Here is an 18,870-nt window from a genome sequence, read left to right on the forward strand (position 1 = left end):
CGGCGGCTGCCTTTTCTTGTTCCCTATGTGTTTAAATCGAAGCGTCTGCCTTTAACTAGATAGAATACTCCTTCTGCGACATTTGTTGCATGATCTGCAGCACGCTCAAGGTAACGGCAGATAAAGGATAGTTGTGTAATCTGGTCTGTGAATTCGGGCTTTTGCTTATTTAATGTCAGTAATTCCCTAATGGTTTCACCATACAAATCATCGACTTCATCATCTAAATCGGCAATTTTCTTCGCTTTGACCACATCTTCTTCTACAAACGATTCCAGCGTCAGGTTAATCATGTTGGATGCCAGGGAATACATCTTTTTGATATTTTGAATTGGTTTGATCAGCGGTTCCTTGCCGATTCTTATGGTGGATTTAGCTATATTTACAGCAAAGTCAGCGATTCGTTCAATATCGGACGCCACTTTGATCGTCACAATAATCCTCCGCAGATCGGTTGCGACCGGCTGCTGTTTTGCAATAAGCAAAATGGCAATATCATTAATTTCCTCTTCAAGCAAATCGGCATGCGTATCATCTTCAATGATTTCCAATGCTTTTTCAATATCCTGTTCTTCAAGTGCTTTGACACTTGCATCGAGAGCTGTATTGGCAAGCCTGCCGAGCTCCATTAACTTAGACTGCAAATCTTGCAAACTCTCATCAAATTGCCCTCTGGCCATGAGTATCCCTCCGAATGTTCATTTTGATTCGTTATCAACCAAATCTTCCTGAAATATAATCTTCTGTTCTCTTATCACCGGGTGTAGAGAAGATTGAATCAGTCTTGTCGAATTCGATGACTTCACCATTCAAGAAGAATGCTGTCTTATCAGAAATACGGGCCGCCTGCTGCATGTTATGAGTAACAATAATGATGCTGTAGTTGTTTTTCAGGTCCTGTACCAGCTCTTCCACCTTTAATGTAGAGATCGGATCCAGGGCAGAAGTAGGTTCGTCCATTAGGATGACATCCGGTTCGATTGCCAGACATCGTGCGATACACAGACGCTGCTGCTGACCGCCTGAGAGACCATATGCATTCTCTTTCAAGCGGTCTTTTACTTCATCCCAGATGGCAGCTCCGCGAAGACTTTTCTCAACAATCTCATCCAGGACCTTTTTGTTCTTAATACCATGAATTCTCGGCCCATAAGCCACATTATCATAAATCGATTTTGGAAATGGATTTGGTTTTTGAAATACCATGCCGACTCTTGTCCTTAGATCCTCTACCGTAAAGGATTTATCAAGAATGCTTTGGTCCCTGTAGGTGATATCTCCGGAAATGCGGACGACCGGGATCAATTCCACCATTCTGTTCAATGTTTTAATAAATGTGGATTTTCCACAACCTGAAGGCCCGATAATGGCCGTGACTTCATTTTCATTTATTGCGAGGTTGATATTTTTTAAGGCCTTGTCTTCTCCATACCAAAGATTAAGATCCTTCGTTTCATATACAATATTCTTCTTTTGGCTGCCAGTTATATCGCCATTCAAAATTACTTTGCTTTTTCGCTCATTATCAGATAGTACTGCCACTGATAAAACCTCCCAAGATTAAATTAAAATCTCTTTTGAAATTTGTTCCTGATGATAATTGCGATTGAGTTCATAGCAAACAACACAATCAACAAAACAACAATTGTTGCTGCTGCTAAAAATGCGTATTCATCTGTTAGCGCAGAATCAACGGTCCAATAGTAAATCTGCATCGGCATTACTGTAAACTTGTCAAAAACACCTTCCGGCAGAGGTATCAATAGTGCTGGAATACCAATAACCACAAGTGGTGCTGTTTCGCCAATTGCACGAGATAAAGCTAAAATCACGCCCGTCAAAATTCCCGGAATGGCAGTCGGCAAAACGATGTTTTTGACCGTCTGCCATTTGGTCGCTCCCATTCCATACGAAGCTTCCCTTAAAAATTGCGGCACGGCTCTTAATGCCTCCTGGCTTGCCACTACAACGATGGGAAGGACGAGCAATGACATGGTCAGTCCACCGGCCAATACAATGTTCCCTAAATCCGCCATCCGGACGAATACGGTTAAGCCAAGAATTCCAAACACTACTGACGGTACACCGGCAAGATTGCTTATGTTCGTTTGAATGATGCTTTTCAGCTTGCCTTCTTTTGCATATTCTTCAAGATAAATTGCCGTACCGACACCAAGGAACATTGTTACTGGCGCCACTACGAGCATCAGCCATAAAGTCCCAAGTATAGCACCAAATATACCGGCTTTTTCAGGATTTACAGATAGCTTCCCTGTCAGGAAATTCAGGTCAATCCAGCCGAGACTGTCATTGACCACACGATAGATTAACGTGATTAAAACTGCTAATCCAAATAAAATGGATAATAAGAAGATCGCTTTGGCAAGTTTATTTGTGAATAAACGCTTGCCCATATTTTTCTGTACTTGTTCTGCGTCTACATACTTCATATCAATATTCCTCCCTGAATCTACGAGAAATATATTGTGCAATCAAATTCATGATGAGTGTGAATACAAATAGTGTCATTGCGACTGCATATAGGCTGTAGTAAATGGTGGTGCCGGCAGCAGCTTCCCCGCCGGTCACTTCTACGATATAAGCCGTCATCGTCTGCATGGACTGGGTGATATCAAACGTGAAGTTCTTATTGCTTCCAGAGGCAATCGTTACAATCATCGTTTCTCCAATCGCACGGGAAATACCTAGCACAAAGGAAGAGATTATACCGGAAATAGCAGCAGGAATAACTACTTTCCAAGTTACTTCGAGCTTTGTTGCACCTAGTGCGAGTGCCCCTTCTCTCATCGAGTTGGGTACAGAACTCATAGCATCCTCAGAAAGCGAAGCAACCATCGGGATGATCATGATTCCCATTACTATTCCTGGACTGAGGATATTAGTGGGTTCAAGAGCAGGAATAAATGATCTTAATAGAGGAGTCACAAATGTGAATGCAAAGAATCCGTATACGATTGTCGGAATCCCCGCAAGGATTTCAAGTATGGGCTTAAGTGTTCTTCTGACTCTCTCAGATGCATATTCACTAAGATATACAGCTGACATCAAACCAACCGGAATGGCAACAAACATAGCAATTACAGAAGAGATGATCGTGCCTGTCAGCAACGGCAGTACCCCAAACTGCGGTTCTCTTCCGATTGGATTTAATTCAGTTCCGGTAAAGAAATCTAAAAATGGAACATCTTTAAAGAAGTGGACCGTTTCAGTTAATAAAGTAATGACGATCCCTATAGTAGTGAAAATCGAAATTGCCGCAATGGCAAACAAAAATTTCGGAACGAATTTTTCCATGATAGAATTGATATTCATGGTACTCTTTTTCTCTTCGATCATTTCACGAACATTCAATTTATCCTGGGTTCCTAGATCCTTCATGGTGATAACCCCTTTCATCCTTCATCCCAGCAGGAATAAAATTCCTCTGTATTACTAACACATAAGAAGATGAGAAGGATTTCGCTTCTCATCTTCCAACCAATTCAGATTCTGACGTACAATTACTTAATCTCTTCTAATTTTGAAAGATTCTCGTCGATTGTCTCATCTGAAAGCGGCGCAAAACCCGTTTCAGCTGCAACGTCTTGAGCGTTATTCATAACAAATTTGGCATAGTCAAGAACTTGAGCCTTTTCTTTCGCCATGTTCACATTCAAGTAGGTGAATACAGGGCGAGTGAATGGTGCGTATGGAGCATCGTCAAGTCCGATTGTTTCGAGACTAGGTTCGACTGGACCGTTGCCAAAGTCAACTGAAACCGCGCCAAGCTTATCTTTGTTGTTTTCATAATACCCATATCCGAAGAACGCAATGGCGTTCTTATCTTTAGATACCAGGTCAACTAGAGTAGAGTATTCTTGCTGCAAGTTGATGCTGTCTACAAAATCTTTTTCTTCCATGATTGTTTCATACATGAATTCGTTCGTACCATGGTTTTCGTTTGGACCCATAGGCTTGATTTCTTCATCTGGCCACTCAGGGTTGATATCAGACCATTTTGTTACTCCGCCTTCAGCAAGGAAGATGTTCACTACTTCTTCTTGAGTCATTTCAGTTGCCCAGTCATTCTCAGGGTTGATGACGAAAGTTAAACCATCAAGAGCAACTTGGAATTCCATTGGGTCGATACCAAGTTCTTCAGCCTGAGCTTTTTCTTCGTCCTTGATTTGACGGGAGGCATCATTGAAGTCTGTACCGCCTTCTTCAACTAAGAACTTCTTAAATCCTGCAGATGTACCTGCACGGCTTACTTCTACAGAAACATTTTCATTTTCAGTCATGTAGTTCTCTGCCATTTGCGCCATGAATGGGTAAACCGTACCAGAGCCGTCGATTACAACGCTTCCTTCAACTGAAGCTGTTTCTTCACCTTCAGCATTACCTCCGGTGTTTCCGCCATTGTCGGCCGCGTTATTACCGTTGTTAGATCCGCAAGCAGCAGTGAACATTACTACAGCAGCCATTACTACTAATAGAAGCAGTCCTTTGAAGTTCTTCATTCCTAAATTCCCCCTAAAGAAATTTTGTTTTATCTTGCCTACGAATACTAGAATAATAGAGAAGTGTTAATCCGGTTTTAATCGAATGTAAAGGTTTTGTAAATTCGACTTTTTTCTTGTTTATTTGACTAGTGAGTGGGCTATGTATAGCCCGGGTTGTACAATGATTTCCCAAGAAAAAAGGGACCTTCCACTTTTGGAAGGTCCCTTTCAGCTTGTAGACAAAGTCCAAGATTTGGACCATATCTACAAGCTTTTTTTGTATAATTAAGTTAACTACTTCTTAACTAAAAACTTGGGTGGTTGGAATGAATAGTTGATTTCCGCTACAGGCGCACGACTCCGCGGGGCGTGCGGTGAGCCTCCTCAGCTTCGCCTGCGGGGTCTCACCTGTCACGCTGGTCCCGCAGGAGATCGTACGCCTTCCACTCCAATCAACCTTTTGTAAATTAAATCTGGTTTTGACACCATACATAAAAAATCTGTGGGGGATTCACAATGTTATCAAAACATGTAGAAGATGGAAGAAATCAAATTGAGATGGTTGCCCTGGACCAGTTGGTCCCGCATGACCACTTAGTTAGGAAGGTTGAACAAGCCATTGATTTTGAGTTCATCTATTACTTGGTCAAGGATAAATACTGTCTCGACAACGGAAGACCGAGTATCGACCCTGTTGTTCTAATTAAAATGGTATTCATTCAATACCTGTTCGGCATTCGCTCCATGCGTCAAACCATTAAAGAAATTGAGACCAACGTTGCTTATCGCTGGTTTATTGGGTATGCCTTTACGGAAAAGATACCCCACTTTTCTACCTTCGGCAAACACTACGTTCGTCGTTTTCACGATACTGACTTGTTTGAACAGATTTTCTACGTATCTTGAAAGAGGCTATGACAAAAGGGTTGGTAGATCCATCTGTTGCTTTCATTGATTCAACGCATGTAAAAGCGAATGCCAATAAGAAAAAATTTTAGAAAAAAGTGGTTCGAGTTGAAACGAGGAGTTACCAGGCTCAATTGGATGAAGAGATTAATATCGATCGTGAGGACCATGGAAAAAAGCCCTTCCCCCCACAGAATAAGGAAGAGACGAAAGAAATCAAGGTAAGTACCACAGACCCTGAAAGTGGATACTATGTCAAAGATGAACGTGAGAAACTGTTTGCTTATTCATTCCATACAGCGAGTGATTCGCGTGGGTTTATTCTAGGCTCCCTTGTCACGGGTGGAAATGTTCATGATAGTCGGATGCTGGATCAACTTGTGGACCTAGTCAGTAATAAAGTTGGAAAAAGGAAGTATTTGTCCTTCCGCACAGATATAGCAGTCGAAATGTTCATTATAAACGTAATCGTATTTCTTTAGGTAACCCTCTTTCGTTCGGGGACGAGTATAGGGCATGACCGGTCTGATTTCTTGGTCCATTAAGAACTTAGAATATGGGGTGTCTTATATCCAGCGTCAACAGCTACAGAAGAAGATACCGTACCACCACAAGAGATGGATAAAACAGTATGCTTCTAATCCTTTAAAATGCAAGGACTGCCCATTATTACAAAAATGTACTCAGAGCCATAATCATACATAGATGATCCATAGACACATTTGGCAGGATTACATAGACGAGGTTGAACATCTGAGGCACACTAATTTGAATAAAACACTTTACGCGCAGCGCAAAGAAACAATTGAAAGAGTTTATGCTGATGCGAAAGAGAAGCATGGGATGCGTTGGACGACCTTGAGAGGTCTGAAAAAAGTTTCAATGCAGGCGATGCTTACGTTTGCTGCCATGAATCTTAAGAAGTTAGCAAACTGGACATGGCGAGGGCCATGTCCAGTTTAATGTTTATGGGCTTTTCCTCAAAAATTAACAAACCCTACTTCAATCAAAAGGTTGAAGTAGGGTTTGTCTACGGTCTGAAAGGGACCTTCCACTTTTGGAAGGTCCCTTTTTTCTTTATTCTTCTGTCGAGCTGTCGCCGCCATTCTCCTCTGCATTCTCTTCACGCGTTTCCTCCTGAAGCTTTTCTGCATCATCCACATTTTCAACTTTGCTTTCAACATCAGAAGAGTTCATGCCTTCCTCTTCACGTTTTTTCTTCAAATCATAGTAAGCGTCCATGATTTTCCTGGAGATGATTTTGTTGATATATGGATCATTTTTGACGTGAGACCAAGGAACGACAGTGGAAAACGCAACCTCAGGCTGATTATAAGGAGCATAGCCTATCAGTGTAGTGTTATAAGTATCATAGTAATTCCCACTGACAGGATCTCTGTATCGGGCTTCAGCTGTCCCTGATTTACCGGCGGCGACATATGGAGCGTCATGGAATTCCTTAGACGCAGTACCGCTAGGATAATTATGGTACACACGGTAGAATCCTCCCTGAACATGCTCAATCTGCCCCTGTGTTACATCTACTTTATTCAAAATCTGCGGTTGTTTGACTGTTTCTACCGGCCCCATGCTTTCTTTTTCACCGCTCGGCTTCCGGATTTCCTTCAGGATATGAGGCTGTACACGATAACCGTCGTTTGCAATCGTCGAAACATATTGGGCAAGCTGTAAAGGTGTATACGTATCAAACTGGCCGATGGCAAAGTCCATCATATTACCAGGCGTATCAAAGGTACCTTTATAACCATCCACTTCACCAGGTAAGTCAATACCTGTCTTAACACCCAGACCGAATTGAGCAAAGTGGTTTCTCATGGTATCAAGATCTTTTGCAGAACCGCTGATCGGGGCATCACGTACATAATACGGATTTCCGGCTATTCTCATGGCGACCTTCCACATATAACCGTTTGAAGATACCTCTAGGGCCTGCTGGTCGGTCAATGTTCTAGATCCCCCATACCAGGATTTCTTGATTGGTGTATCCTTGATCTTGATAGGTTCATCGCGTATTACCTCATTCGGCGTCAACACACCAGTCATATAACCGGTCAATACAGTGGCACCCTTTACAACCGAACCTACTTCATAGAAGCTCGTGTACGTGCCCAAGGCATAATCTTCAATCCTGTATTCCCCTGTATTTGGATCTTTGGCATACTTCTTGCCGACCATCGCCAAAACTTCGCCGGTATTAGGATCCATCATTACGACAAATGCACGGTCTAAATATCTGGATTCTGATTTATGGACATTTTTAAGAAGCTCGTCTGTTACGATTTTCTCGACTTCCTGCTGAAGTTCCATATCGATTGTCAAGACGACATCTTTTCCGCGCTGGCCATCCTGTATCAATACAGATTCCAGGACGCTTCCGTCTTTCGTGATATTCTTAATCTTTTCTTTCTGGCCTTTCAGGACATCCTCGTATTGCAATTCCAGGTACGTCTTTCCAACCCTGTCATTCCGGTTATAATCCCTCGCTAAATAGTAGTCTACCATTTCACTTGGAAGGCCTTCCCTTGAAGAAGACACATTCCCGAGGATAGAACGGAGTGTTTTATCAAACACATAAGTTCTTTCCCAATCCGTTGTCGTATTTACTCCGGGCATCTCGGAAAGATGCTCGCTGACTCTTGCGAACTCCTCTTGTGTTACTCCCTGATTCTTGACCATCTGCGGGGAAAGGGCGTAGCCGCTGTTCATTTCCCGGAAAATGGCCAGGTCTTCCATATCCTGTTTTGATAAGGACTCCAGGTCTTTTTCCGTTATTCTGTCCAAGGTAAGCTGATAAATTTTGGAGTTGATTTCATCTTCGGAAAGGTCCTCGTTACTGCTTATTTTGGCTTTCTCTTTTTTTGAAACCTTTTCATCAGCTTCATCTTTATTATTTAAAATCCAGTAATCCTTTTTGTCACGATCAGTTACTGCTTCCATTTCCATTTCGATCAACTGGGCAAGCTTCCGGGCGACATCGACGATCTCTTCCGTTTTTGTGGACTGTGTCCGTGTATAGGTAATGGCATTCATGGGAGTATTGTCGACAATGACATTTCCTACACGATCATAAATCTTCCCTCTGGGTACACTGTTATTTACAAGTACATCCTCTGTCCTTTCGACTTCACGCTTATATTCTTCTCCTGAAACAATCTGTACAACACCTAGGCGCAGGATCAATAAAGAAAATAATAAAAAGACCGCGAAAAATAAGATGTTCATTCGAACGGGCACATGGGTCTTTTTCTTTTTCTTATTTTTATTCAAGCTCTTCCAGTCCTTCCTCTATAGTAATTCTAAGTAATAATCGATTCACATACTCTTAATAGTATCGAAAAAAAGGGTCCTTTTCCACCCATAACATCTCATGGATATAAAAAAAGTATTTTCCAATTCAAAAAGGAAGCAGAGAAGATCAATCTTCTCTGCCTAAAGACTTGGTCAGGTTGCAGAAAGGTTTACTTTCCTGACAAACAAGTAAATGAGTGTGTGGCCTGACCCTAGGATCAGTAGCAATATCGGTATACTTTTCTCTTGATTAAAAAATGTAATCGTAAATATGAAGGCAAGGATGGATACAATCCTGCCAAGGTTGATAAAAATCTCCCTGACGACAATATATTCGATTCTCATTTCAGCAGCCTTCCACCCTTTTCCAATCACATCATAGGTCATGGAGATATAGGGAACCAGCAAAAGCGGGTATGCGATTGCGATAACTCCTGCATACACAAGCAGCTTTGCATAAGTTAGATCGAAGACGATTAAAAAGATGGCCAAATACAATAACAGGCCGCCAGCCAATATCGATCTTTTTCGATATTTCTTCTTGATCAGTCTTGAAGTCAAAAAGTAACCGATAAACGCGATCCCTGAATTAATCAATCCAAAAGTACCGATGGCAAATTCGCTTCCGGTACTAATGAAAACAAAAACAGAAATAATGAATACAAACGTGCCTTCCCTCAGCCCCTGGAAGAAATGGGCATTTGTAATCAGCCGCCAATTTTCATTATTTTTTCTTTCTTTAAGGATTCGCCTGAAAAAGTACCTCCCATGTGCAGGGCGCCTTTTCAGAAAGAAACTTAAAATCACTGCCAGGGAAAACAAGCCGAGCGACAATCCGAAAACAATTGTATACCCCTGGAATGAAGTGAACCTTGAGATGATATACCCTGCTAGAATCGGACCTACCATTCCTCCTGCAGACGTGAGAGTGCCTAAAAATCCATTAAAAAAATCCCGGGTCTCCGGTTCTGTAATTTCGAAGGTGAGTACATTGAACGCAAGCCAATAAAAACCATAACCGATTCCAAGCAGCGCGCCTAGTATAACAAGGTTGTTACCCGCATTCTCACCAAAAAACAGCACCGATAAGTAAAAAGAAGCCAAAAAAATGACCCCTATCCTTAACACGATGACCCGGTCTATCTTTTTGGCCCACCTGCCGGCCAGGATGAAAGTCAGCGGTTGAAAGATCACAACTGTCAAATTATAAATCCCGAGATCCAGGAACTCTCCTGACTGCTTCCACAGATAAATATTCACAAAGGTGTTTGATAAAGCTACACTCATGGAGTATAACCCACCGATCAACAATAGGAACACAATATCATTTTTTAACTCAATATCACCTAAAAGCCTGTTAAACCTTGTCATTTTATTACTCCCCTTTTTCGTACACTTATTTTTTGAAAAAGGGAGTCAAGTTATACCCATTAAAAAAAGAAGGTCCCGAAAATGGGACCTTCTTTTATGACCTATATTATTTTGCTGCGCTGTAGCGCTTAGCAACTTCATCCCAGTTAACGACATTCCAGAATGCGTTAATGTAGTCAGGACGACGGTTTTGATAGTTAAGGTAGTAGGCATGCTCCCATACATCCAAGCCAAGGATAGGTGTTTTGCCTTCCATTAGCGGGGAATCCTGATTAAGCGTGCTCGTTACTTCAAGTTCTCCGTTGTTCACAACAAGCCAAGCCCAGCCGGAACCAAAGCGGCCAGCACCTGCAGCAGCGAATTCTTCTTTGAATTTTTCGAAGCTGCCAAACTTGCTTTCAATCGCGCTTGCAAGTTCACCATCCGGGTTTCCGCCGCCATTTGGAGACAGGATTGTCCAGAATAAAGAGTGGTTAGCATGGCCGCCGCCATTATTGCGGACTGCAGTGCGCGCACCTTCTGGAACTGCGTCAAGGTTAGCCACTACTTCTTCTACAGACTTGCTGAGAAGTTCGTCGTTTCCTTGAAGAGCGTCATTTAATTTAGTTACGTAAGCATTATGGTGCTTCGTATGGTGGATGTTCATTGTTTCCTTGTCGATATGAGGTTCTAATGCATCGTAAGCGTAAGGTAATTGCGGTAATTCAAATGCCATGATAAATTCCTCCCTATGTAATAGTTAGAATCGTTGGACGATTCCGGTGTATCCATTTTTAGATTACCAAATTAAGCTTATTCCTTCAAACGAAACGCTCTTTTATAGAAAAAAGATTGATGACATCATTATCATCACCAAAATAAAAGAATCTATTCCTTTCAGTTTGTTGAACCGGATTTTAATTTCCACACTTAAATAGCCCACTCTCCAACACAGCCATTATATGACAATGATAAAATAAATAACCATGATCACTTGTATGATCCCCTTGGTGAGAACACTGGAAATGAATCCGACCAGTGAACCTGCTCCTACTTTCAAGGCCTGTTTGAAACTTGTACGATTGACAAGCATCTCCCCGATTACAGCTCCGAGAAAAGGACCTGCAAGGATACCGAAAATCGGAATGACAAATGGGCCAATTAACAAGCCTATTGTGCTGCCCCAGATTCCGGCTCTCGAACCGCCATATTTTTTGATTCCAATGAGATTTGCCGCATAGTCTGCACCGAATAACAAGATGACAAACAAACCCTGTATGCTCCAGAACACCCAACTGAATGGTTCAAAACTGAAAAATACTCCGTACAGAAGAAAGGCTCCCAATAGAACCAGCACACTTGGTATGATCAGATAGACCAGCCCAATAAATGAAGCCGCGATCAAAATGATGATAATACTCCAGAAAACAACCGTCATATTCTTTACCTCCATCCAAAATAAGTCCCCCAGCGCCTTGGTCAGCCCGTTAAGCATTTGGCCAAGCCAGCGGGAAGGCTGCCGACTAATCTCTTGATTGACTACCTTATGACTCGATGCCATGAGTGATTGAGCGTGAAATGGATATCCCAGCTGAAAGAATCCCCATACGTCATTTATTAATTTCAAACTAACAAAAAAAAAGACTGACCGAGGCATTACACCTTTGGTCAGTCCCATTATACCCTATTAATCGTCATTTTCCCCAAGCACTGCTTCTGCAATATTTACGGCGTGATCTCCAATACGTTCCAAGTTGCTGATGATATCAACGAACACAATTCCTGCCTGTCCAGAACATAGTCCTTCGTTAAGCCGCAGAATATGCTTCTTCCGCAGTTTACGTTCCATTTTATCAATCATATCTTCTTTTTCTGCAACTTCACGTGCAAGCTGGTAGTCATTATTATCCAATGAGGAAACAGCCTTTTTTACCGTTTCGATTGTCAATTCAAACATGCCATCCAGGTCAGCCATTGCATCCTCAGTAATCTTGACTTTGTTAGCTTGCTGATACTCTACAAGCTCAAGAATATTTTCAAAATGGTCTCCGATACGTTCAATATCCCTAACGGTATCCATTAAGATCGAGTGTTTCTCTGATTCAGCCTCTGTTAAAGATTCAGAAGAGACATCGACTAAGTAATTTGTAATTTTCTTATCAAGGTTATTGATTGCATCTTCGATTTGGTATGCTACATCGGAGTGTTTATTCTGCTTCGTTTTCAGGAAACAAAGAGCTTCCTCCATACCCTTAACCGCAAATTCACCCATGCGCAGTACTTCTTCTTTTGCTTGTCCCAACGCGATGGAAGGTGACTGCTCGATGAACATAGGGTCCAGATGCTTTGCTTTATAATCGACCAGTGCGTCTTCTCCGGGAATCAACTTGGTTACGACCAGCGCCAGTAACCCGATAAAAGGAAACTGAATGATCGTATTTGTGAAGTTAAAGGCACCGTGGGCAAAGGCAATGGTCATTTCGGGATTAAGACCGAATATATCCTGAAGGAATAACACCAGCCTGTGATACAACGGCAGGATGATCAAGAAAATGGTTGTTCCGATCAAATTGAACAAAACGTGTGTTGCAGCTGCCCTGCGTGCAGCTACGGATGCACCGATTGCAGCCAATACCGCTGTAATCGTTGTACCAATATTATCACCAAACAAAATTGGCAATGCTGCGTTAATATCGACAAGACCTTCAGAGTATAATCCCTGCAGGATACCGATTGTAGCCGATGAACTTTGTACGACCACAGTAAAAACTGTACCGATCACTACACCAAGTATGGGATTTGAGCTCATGCTCACAGTAAGATCATGAAAGGATTCTAATGAACGCAGCGGCTTCATTCCGCCGCTCATCAATTCCAGCCCGTAGAAAAGGCCCCCAAAACCAAATACTATTTGTCCCAGGTACTGTACTTTTTTATTTTTAAAGAAGAATAGCATCACAGCACCCACAGCTATGATTGGAAGTGCATATTCTCCAAGATCGATTCCAATGATGAAGGCAGTAACCGTCGTACCAATATTGGCACCCATGATGACACCAATTGCCTGCCGCAGGGTCATGAATCCGGCACTTACCAGACCAACTGTTATAACGGTTGTACCGCTGCTCGACTGAATGAGGACGGTTACGATAATACCAGCAAGAACACCCATGAAAGGGTTGGTCGTAAATCTATCAAGAATATCCCTTAATCGGTCACCAGCAGACTTCTGCAATCCATCTCCCAGGTACTTGATTCCAAAAAGGAATATCCCAAGACCGCCAAAAAATTGAAATAACATTTCTTGCCAATTTAACTCCAAAGATTTCAACCCCTAAAATAAGATTTCGACATTAAACAACAAAAACCCCTTTCAATTATTAAGGCATATTGAATCTAATGTAAAGACTTTTTTAAAATTTTTTTATTACCCTTTTCTAAAACCCGTTAAACATTCTAACATGAAAAAATTCACCCTATAATGCGCTTGAAGTTTTGGATGCACCAAGCCTAAAATGAGAAAGGATCAATAATTGAGGTGGTGTAATAAACCGATGAATATATTCAAACAGTTATACAAAAGCTTGTATTCTCCAAAGGATATAGCTGCTTTCCGGTTTCAAGGCATCGGCAAGACGATTTTATACATTTTTCTCCTTGTATTAGTGTCTATCTTGCCAGCTGCTTATAATCTTGCAATATTTGCTAATGAGGCAATTGAAGACAGCATTGAAGCAGTTGAGACAGACCTTCCTTCCTTCTCCATTGAAAATGGGCAGCTCATTTCAAAGTCACAAGAACCCATTGTGGTCCAAAAAGATTCACTGACCATCTTGTTCGACAGCACAGGAACTCTTGCAACTTCTACATTACAGGAGGAAATGAATGCTGCTGCTCTTTTGAAAGATGAGTTTGCCATTGTGGCAGCGGGGCAAGTGCAGACGTACCCTTATTCCCTATTCAATGGATTAAACGCTGATAATGATGATCTATCCCGCTTTCTCTCTTCACTTGAGTCGTTAAAGGGGATAATCCTGACAATCTTCATTGCCATAATGTATCTTCTGTCGGCTGCCATGACCTTCATAAAGGTAAGCCTCTTTGCCATCATCTGCCTTTTATTCGCAAATGTGCTGAACAGGAAAATTCCGTACAGGCAGACTTGGAGAATATCAGCATATGGGGTAACGCTTTCAACTATCTTTTTCACTATTATGGAGATGCTAAACACTTTTATTCCTGCAAGCTTCTTTCTTGATTGGATGGTCACATCGGTCGTTCTTTATTTAGCTGTAAAGGAAATCCCCCAACTGAAAAAGAATTAATATTCAAGTATAAAAGGAGACCCAGACTGCATTGGGTCTCCTTTCTATTTCACGATAAATCTCTTCGATATGTAAGCAAGTGAGTCAGACAGCGATTTCAGCTTCATCCCTATTTCATGGGTTGCTTCCATTTCCAAAATCTGCGAACTTCGGTTAATCGACCAAAACCCAAGCAAGCCTCACAAGAATTGGTGTATTCCTCGGATTAATAGACCAATTCTTAAGGAGTGCCATCTAAATTTGGTCCATTCCTCCGATTAATCGGCCAAAACCTCAGCAAGCCTCACAAGAATTGGTGTATTCCTCGGACTAATCGACCAATTCTTCGGCGGGGGCATCGAGATTTGGTGCATTCTTTTGGTTAATCGACCAAATCCCAAGTAAGCCTCACAAGAATTGGTGCAATCCTGCTTGTAGCAAGCATCTCCTCTGTACTGGCAAGGGTTTCTTGTGATACTGACGAAAAGCCTTCTGCAGCCTGTTCCATTTGAGGCATTTCCCATTTAAGCTCATGCAGTGCTGCCTGCATCCTTTCGAGATTAATACTCACCGTACCAACTTCTATCATCAGTTCTTCAAACGAATGACCAGCCTCACTTGCTGTTATAAGATTTCTTTTAATCTTTAAGAGCATTTCATCAAACTCTTCTGCAGCCCTTATCGTAACATCTTCCATCACTGCTATTGAGCCGGTTATATCTTCTGCAGCTAAGGTCGATTGATCTGCAAGTTTTCGAACTTCTTCCGCAACCACAGCAAACCCTTCACCTGTTTCTCCAGCACGTGCTGCTTCATTAGCAGCGTTGAGGGCAAGGAGTTTTGTCTGCTCCGCTACTCCTTTGATCAGCCCCACCAGGTTTGCTATCGAGAAAGCGTGGTTCCTGACCTCCTGTACAGTGGAAGTCATAAGCCCGAAGTCACTTTCAAAGGAATGGAATGCTTCTATTAAATCACTATTGGTCCTTTCTCCCCTTTTGGCCGAGGCATTCATATCCATTGAACTTTTTTGTACTGTATCCATGTTGTCTATCAAAAGCATGACTTTCTGATTCATGGTGATAAACCCATCGACACTCTGTTCCGAACTGCCTGCTGTTTGCTGTGCTCCATGTTTAACAACATTGATCGCCTCGACCAGTTCCCGGCTGTAAGCAAGTGCCCCGGCAGAGGAATCAGCCAAGCTGCTTCCAGTTACCTCAAGTTCAGCTGTAGTGTCGTTGAGTTCGTGTAAAATCCCCCTCATTTGTTCAATCATCATATTGAAGCTCTTCTCTAGAGATTGGATTTCCGGAAGGTTCGTCTTAATAGCGGCTTTCTAATTCAACCGCCCTTCCCGCACTTCCCTCATCACCTTCTGAAGCTGAACCAGGGGTTTGGTGAAGGTGCGGACAAACAGGATGATCAAAATAGTCGAAGCTGCCAAACTGGCCAAGATGATGATAATGGTAAACACGGCCATATCACTAACAGGACCTAAATAAGATCTTTGAGGCACGGATAATATATACTGCCCGCTGATTTCAGCTAGTTGTAAAGTAGATAAGGTGTATTCTTGTCCATTCAAGGTTGTGTGCAAAACGGATTTTGCTTTCTCAGACATCTCCGCAACCTGATTACTTGAAAATGTAAGGTTTGCATCTGAACTCGCCTTAAATGGGACAACCTCATTGTTTCTAAGATAGAAAATGTCTGATTCTATTCCATCTTCTTTTAACTGTTCTTTCTGCTCCTTCACACTGCTTTCGAGTTATTGAAAGAAGTAGTCATCATCACTGACATAAAGAAATTTAAGATTTCCAGCTACAGATTTCATTAAGTCAGCTTCGCGGCTGAGCCTGCTTTCGATGGTATGGACGATTGCTTCTTTCGCTTTTATGTACGAACTTGCCCCCACCACAGTAATAGTGGTGGTCGACAGAAATATGAATAAGACTAGTAACCTGTTTTGCAAACTGATTTTAGAAAGCAGCACACCCCGTTTATTTTGACTCCTTTCATTATTCACCTCATTGCTTTGATTCTTCTTAACTACCCGCTTCACCTGGATCCCTCCTGTAGTATCTGTATGACATTTCCAGGAACATTCTCTCCTGGTTCGACTTTATACCTATTTCATTTTTACAGATAAACATTAAGGGAATGTAAATATCCTGTAATAGTTTATTAAAGTGACGCAGGTCCTGTCGTTTCCATTTTGTCTACAGGCACTATCCGACAAATGTAGAGCCGCACGAAATCAATTAAATAGTAGGAAACAGACCTGTGAGTGCCGAATAGTAAATATAAATAAGTTTGTCCATTCTCGGAAACTTTGTTTAAGCGGAGGCGGGCCATTTGAAAAGATTTTATATATTTTTACTGGTTATGATTATCTCGTACAGCGTATATTATGATTTAAAAGCAGGCACACTCCCACGAGCTGAGAAAGCTGCCGTTCAAGTTAACATCAATAACCCTCTGGAATCTCAGACTGAAGAAGCAGAAACGGATGAGATTGAAATAGATTATAAGACCGTTAAGATAACATCTGGAGATACAATCTTATCCTTAATGGAAGAAACACTTGATGGTCCGCTCCCTGTTTCAATCGATCAATTAATTGAGGATTTCGAGTTTCTTAACGGTGGACAATCTCCACATGATATTCAAGTAGGAAAGGATTATAAGCTCCCTGTATATTGACTCTGTTTATAAAACAACAAGAAATTCATACAGGCAGTTTTTTGCCAACATCTATTTCTTGTCAATTCCAAGCAAACATTGTTACAATACTTTCGTACGCTTATTATTTTGTTTCACTAAAATTGAATTTTTCCAAAGGAGCGAATAACCCTTGAGTGAAATAATCCATCGTTCTAAAACTCGTCCCGTCAAAGTCGGCAACCTGACCATCGGCGGCAACGATGAGCTTATAATACAAAGTATGACAACGACAAAGACGCATGACGTAGAGGCGACGGTTAAAGAAATCCACCGCCTTGAAGAGGCGGGATGCCAAGTAGTCCGTGTCGCTTGTCCTGATGAAAGAGCAGCGAATGCCATCGCTGATATAAAAAAACAGATCAATATCCCATTGGTTGTGGATATCCACTTTGACTACAAGCTGGCCTTGAAAGCAATTGAAGGCGGGGCTGATAAAATCCGGATCAACCCTGGTAACATCGGCCGCAGGGAAAAAGTAGAAGCGGTTGTAAAAGCAGCGAAAGAAAAAGGAATCCCAATCCGCATCGGGGTTAATGCAGGAAGCCTTGAGAGAAAGATCATTCAGAAATACGGATATCCGACAGCAGACGGAATGGTGGAAAGTGCCCTTCACCATATCAAAATCCTTGAGGACCTTGATTTCCATGATATCATCGTCTCCATGAAAGCATCTGATGTCAACCTTGCCATCGAAGCGTATACAAAGGCGGCACAAACATTTGATTACCCGCTGCATTTGGGTATCACAGAATCCGGAACCCTATTTGCTGGCACAGTTAAAAGTGCAGCAGGCCTTGGTGCGTTATTGAGCAAAGGAATCGGTAATACTCTCCGCATCTCCTTGAGTGCGGATCCTGTTGAAGAAGTGAAAGTCGCCAGGGAACTGCTGAAGTCATTTGGGCTTGCTTCAAATGCAGCTACATTGATTTCCTGCCCTACCTGCGGGAGGATCGAAATCGACTTAATCAGCATTGCGAATGAAGTGGAAGAATACATTTCCAAAATCAAGGCACCGATCAAAGTAGCGGTCCTCGGCTGTGCGGTAAACGGACCTGGTGAAGCAAGAGAAGCGGACATCGGGATTGCCGGTGCCCGCGGAGAAGGCCTTCTTTTCCGCCACGGCAAAACAGTCAGAAAAGTTCCGGAAGAAACTATGGTTGAGGAACTTAAGAAAGAAATCGACATCCTTGCTGAAGAACACTACAGGAAACAAGCAGAAGAAGAGAAAAAGCAAGAAATTTAATCTAAGTGCTGGACAATAAGAAAAGCATGGCTGATAAATCAGCCATGCTTTTTCTTTGTTCCCGGAATGCTCCCAATTCCAGGACAATTTTAGATCAGAAGAACGGCAGGACAAAGATTCCGATGATGATGGAGACGGCACCGATACCGATTGCCCAGGCTCCCAGGGCATCCGATCCCCTTCGTCTGGCTACAAACCCGAGGACAATCCCTGCTGCCCCAAAAAGGACTGGAACTATGAAGAGCGACAAAATGGAAAGAGCCAATGCTGAATATCCCAGGATTCGTCCCGAAGTACTCGTTTCTTCTGCCTCATCCCGTTCAAAGTCGCCTCCCAGTGCCATTGGAGTTGTAAGCTCTGCTGCAGTTTCTTCATTGTACTTGTCACGAACCACTTCAACTTCCGGATTGTCATTCACATTGATATAGTCATTATAGATGTCTACATTTTGAAGATCTTGATTAACGCTGTCATTTTTGCGTCTCTCATTATCCACTATGCAATCCCTCGCTTTCCGTGTTCAGGAGCATTT

At 42.2% G+C, this 18,870-nt stretch carries 16 protein-coding genes and 2 pseudogenes; 4 read left to right on the forward strand and 14 right to left on the reverse strand.

Annotation, left to right across the window (positions count from 1 at the left end; translation table 11 throughout):
- Window positions 1-23 precede the first annotated feature (23 nt).
- The 5 genes from phoU to AC4E8A_RS16470 form a co-directional block, all read right to left on the reverse strand.
- Entirely contained in the window at window positions 24-680 is a 657-nt protein-coding gene (phoU, locus tag AC4E8A_RS16450; protein WP_490194484.1) for a phosphate signaling complex protein PhoU, read from the reverse strand.
- A gap of 34 nt (window positions 681-714) precedes the next feature.
- Window positions 715-1,488 (reverse strand): phosphate ABC transporter ATP-binding protein PstB, encoded by a 774-nt coding sequence (pstB, locus tag AC4E8A_RS16455; protein WP_490198907.1) that lies wholly within the window; start codon window positions 1,486-1,488, stop codon window positions 715-717.
- A 77-nt stretch (window positions 1,489-1,565) separates the two neighbouring features.
- Window positions 1,566-2,450, reverse strand: a complete 885-nt coding sequence (gene pstA, locus AC4E8A_RS16460; protein WP_490194486.1) for a phosphate ABC transporter permease PstA — start codon at window positions 2,448-2,450, stop codon at window positions 1,566-1,568.
- A gap of 1 nt (window position 2,451) precedes the next feature.
- Window positions 2,452-3,399 (reverse strand): phosphate ABC transporter permease subunit PstC, encoded by a 948-nt coding sequence (gene pstC / locus AC4E8A_RS16465; protein WP_490194488.1) that lies wholly within the window; start codon window positions 3,397-3,399, stop codon window positions 2,452-2,454.
- Window positions 3,400-3,521: 122 nt separating this feature from the next.
- A complete protein-coding gene (locus AC4E8A_RS16470; protein WP_490194490.1) occupies window positions 3,522-4,520 on the reverse strand; it encodes a PstS family phosphate ABC transporter substrate-binding protein in 999 nt (332 codons plus the stop codon).
- A 498-nt stretch (window positions 4,521-5,018) separates the two neighbouring features.
- Here AC4E8A_RS16470 and AC4E8A_RS16475 point away from each other — a divergent pair.
- Window positions 5,019-6,371, forward strand: a pseudogene (locus AC4E8A_RS16475) (transposase).
- 114 nt (window positions 6,372-6,485) lie between these two features.
- Here AC4E8A_RS16475 and AC4E8A_RS16480 read toward each other — a convergent pair.
- The 5 genes from AC4E8A_RS16480 to AC4E8A_RS16500 form a co-directional block, all read right to left on the reverse strand.
- Window positions 6,486-8,651: a peptidoglycan D,D-transpeptidase FtsI family protein gene (locus AC4E8A_RS16480; protein ID WP_490198909.1), complete on the reverse strand. Its 2,166-nt coding sequence runs from the start codon at window positions 8,649-8,651 to the stop codon at window positions 6,486-6,488.
- Between the two features lie 219 nt (window positions 8,652-8,870).
- Window positions 8,871-10,088 carry an MFS transporter gene (locus AC4E8A_RS16485; RefSeq protein ID WP_490194492.1) on the reverse strand — a complete coding sequence of 406 codons (1,218 nt, stop codon included), beginning with the start codon at window positions 10,086-10,088 and terminating at the stop codon, window positions 8,871-8,873.
- A 106-nt stretch (window positions 10,089-10,194) separates the two neighbouring features.
- Window positions 10,195-10,803, reverse strand: a complete 609-nt coding sequence (gene sodA / locus AC4E8A_RS16490) for a superoxide dismutase SodA (protein ID WP_490194494.1) — start codon at window positions 10,801-10,803, stop codon at window positions 10,195-10,197.
- Between the two features lie 222 nt (window positions 10,804-11,025).
- Window positions 11,026-11,505: a DUF456 domain-containing protein gene (locus AC4E8A_RS16495; RefSeq protein ID WP_490194496.1), complete on the reverse strand. Its 480-nt coding sequence runs from the start codon at window positions 11,503-11,505 to the stop codon at window positions 11,026-11,028.
- Window positions 11,506-11,754: 249 nt separating this feature from the next.
- Window positions 11,755-13,368, reverse strand: a complete 1,614-nt coding sequence (locus AC4E8A_RS16500; RefSeq protein ID WP_490198910.1) for a Na/Pi cotransporter family protein — start codon at window positions 13,366-13,368, stop codon at window positions 11,755-11,757.
- Window positions 13,369-13,621: 253 nt separating this feature from the next.
- Here AC4E8A_RS16500 and AC4E8A_RS16505 point away from each other — a divergent pair, with 253 nt between their 5' ends.
- Window positions 13,622-14,392, forward strand: a complete 771-nt coding sequence (locus AC4E8A_RS16505; RefSeq protein WP_490194498.1) for a DUF1189 domain-containing protein — start codon at window positions 13,622-13,624, stop codon at window positions 14,390-14,392.
- Window positions 14,393-14,753: 361 nt separating this feature from the next.
- Here the strand turns inward: AC4E8A_RS16505 and AC4E8A_RS16510 are convergent.
- The 3 genes and pseudogenes from AC4E8A_RS16510 to AC4E8A_RS16520 all read right to left on the reverse strand — a co-directional run.
- Window positions 14,754-15,257, reverse strand: a pseudogene (locus tag AC4E8A_RS16510) (methyl-accepting chemotaxis protein); the annotation flags it as partial.
- A 450-nt stretch (window positions 15,258-15,707) separates the two neighbouring features.
- Window positions 15,708-16,127, reverse strand: a complete 420-nt coding sequence (locus AC4E8A_RS16515) for a hypothetical protein (protein WP_490194500.1) — start codon at window positions 16,125-16,127, stop codon at window positions 15,708-15,710.
- Window positions 16,128-16,139: 12 nt separating this feature from the next.
- The gene (locus tag AC4E8A_RS16520; RefSeq protein ID WP_490194501.1) at window positions 16,140-16,433 is read right to left on the reverse strand and encodes a hypothetical protein; all 294 of its coding nucleotides are present in this window, start codon (window positions 16,431-16,433) and stop codon (window positions 16,140-16,142) included.
- Window positions 16,434-16,726: 293 nt separating this feature from the next.
- Here AC4E8A_RS16520 and AC4E8A_RS16525 point away from each other — a divergent pair, with 293 nt between their 5' ends.
- Both AC4E8A_RS16525 and ispG read left to right on the forward strand, forming a co-directional pair.
- The gene (locus AC4E8A_RS16525; RefSeq protein WP_490194503.1) at window positions 16,727-17,074 is read left to right on the forward strand and encodes a hypothetical protein; all 348 of its coding nucleotides are present in this window, start codon (window positions 16,727-16,729) and stop codon (window positions 17,072-17,074) included.
- 151 nt (window positions 17,075-17,225) lie between these two features.
- Complete coding sequence (gene ispG / locus AC4E8A_RS16530; RefSeq protein WP_490194505.1) at window positions 17,226-18,338, forward strand: flavodoxin-dependent (E)-4-hydroxy-3-methylbut-2-enyl-diphosphate synthase; 1,113 nt, start codon at window positions 17,226-17,228, stop codon at window positions 18,336-18,338.
- Window positions 18,339-18,432: 94 nt separating this feature from the next.
- On the opposite strand, the gene AC4E8A_RS16535 is transcribed toward ispG, so the two are convergent.
- Entirely contained in the window at window positions 18,433-18,834 is a 402-nt protein-coding gene (locus AC4E8A_RS16535; protein WP_490194507.1) for a DUF4190 domain-containing protein, read from the reverse strand.
- Window positions 18,835-18,870 lie beyond the last annotated feature (36 nt).

The sequence above is a fragment of the Bacillus sp. SRL337 genome, assembly GCF_984799155.1.

Bases quoted from the DNA above. Each gene is read 5' to 3' on its own strand.
- phoU (WP_490194484.1), bottom strand. From the start codon at position 680: ATGGCCAGAGGGCAATTTGATGAGAGTTTGCAAGATTTGCAGTCTAAG.
- pstA (WP_490194486.1), bottom strand. From the start codon at position 2,450: ATGAAGTATGTAGACGCAGAACAAGTACAGAAAAATATGGGCAAGCGT.
- pstC (WP_490194488.1), bottom strand. From the start codon at position 3,399: ATGAAGGATCTAGGAACCCAGGATAAATTGAATGTTCGTGAAATGATC.
- AC4E8A_RS16470 (WP_490194490.1), bottom strand. From the start codon at position 4,520: ATGAAGAACTTCAAAGGACTGCTTCTATTAGTAGTAATGGCTGCTGTA.
- AC4E8A_RS16480 (WP_490198909.1), bottom strand. From the start codon at position 8,651: ATGAACATCTTATTTTTCGCGGTCTTTTTATTATTTTCTTTATTGATC.
- AC4E8A_RS16485 (WP_490194492.1), bottom strand. From the start codon at position 10,088: ATGACAAGGTTTAACAGGCTTTTAGGTGATATTGAGTTAAAAAATGAT.
- sodA (WP_490194494.1), bottom strand. From the start codon at position 10,803: ATGGCATTTGAATTACCGCAATTACCTTACGCTTACGATGCATTAGAA.
- AC4E8A_RS16495 (WP_490194496.1), bottom strand. From the start codon at position 11,505: ATGACGGTTGTTTTCTGGAGTATTATCATCATTTTGATCGCGGCTTCA.
- AC4E8A_RS16500 (WP_490198910.1), bottom strand. From the start codon at position 13,368: ATGTTATTTCAATTTTTTGGCGGTCTTGGGATATTCCTTTTTGGAATC.
- AC4E8A_RS16505 (WP_490194498.1), top strand. From the start codon at position 13,622: ATGAATATATTCAAACAGTTATACAAAAGCTTGTATTCTCCAAAGGAT.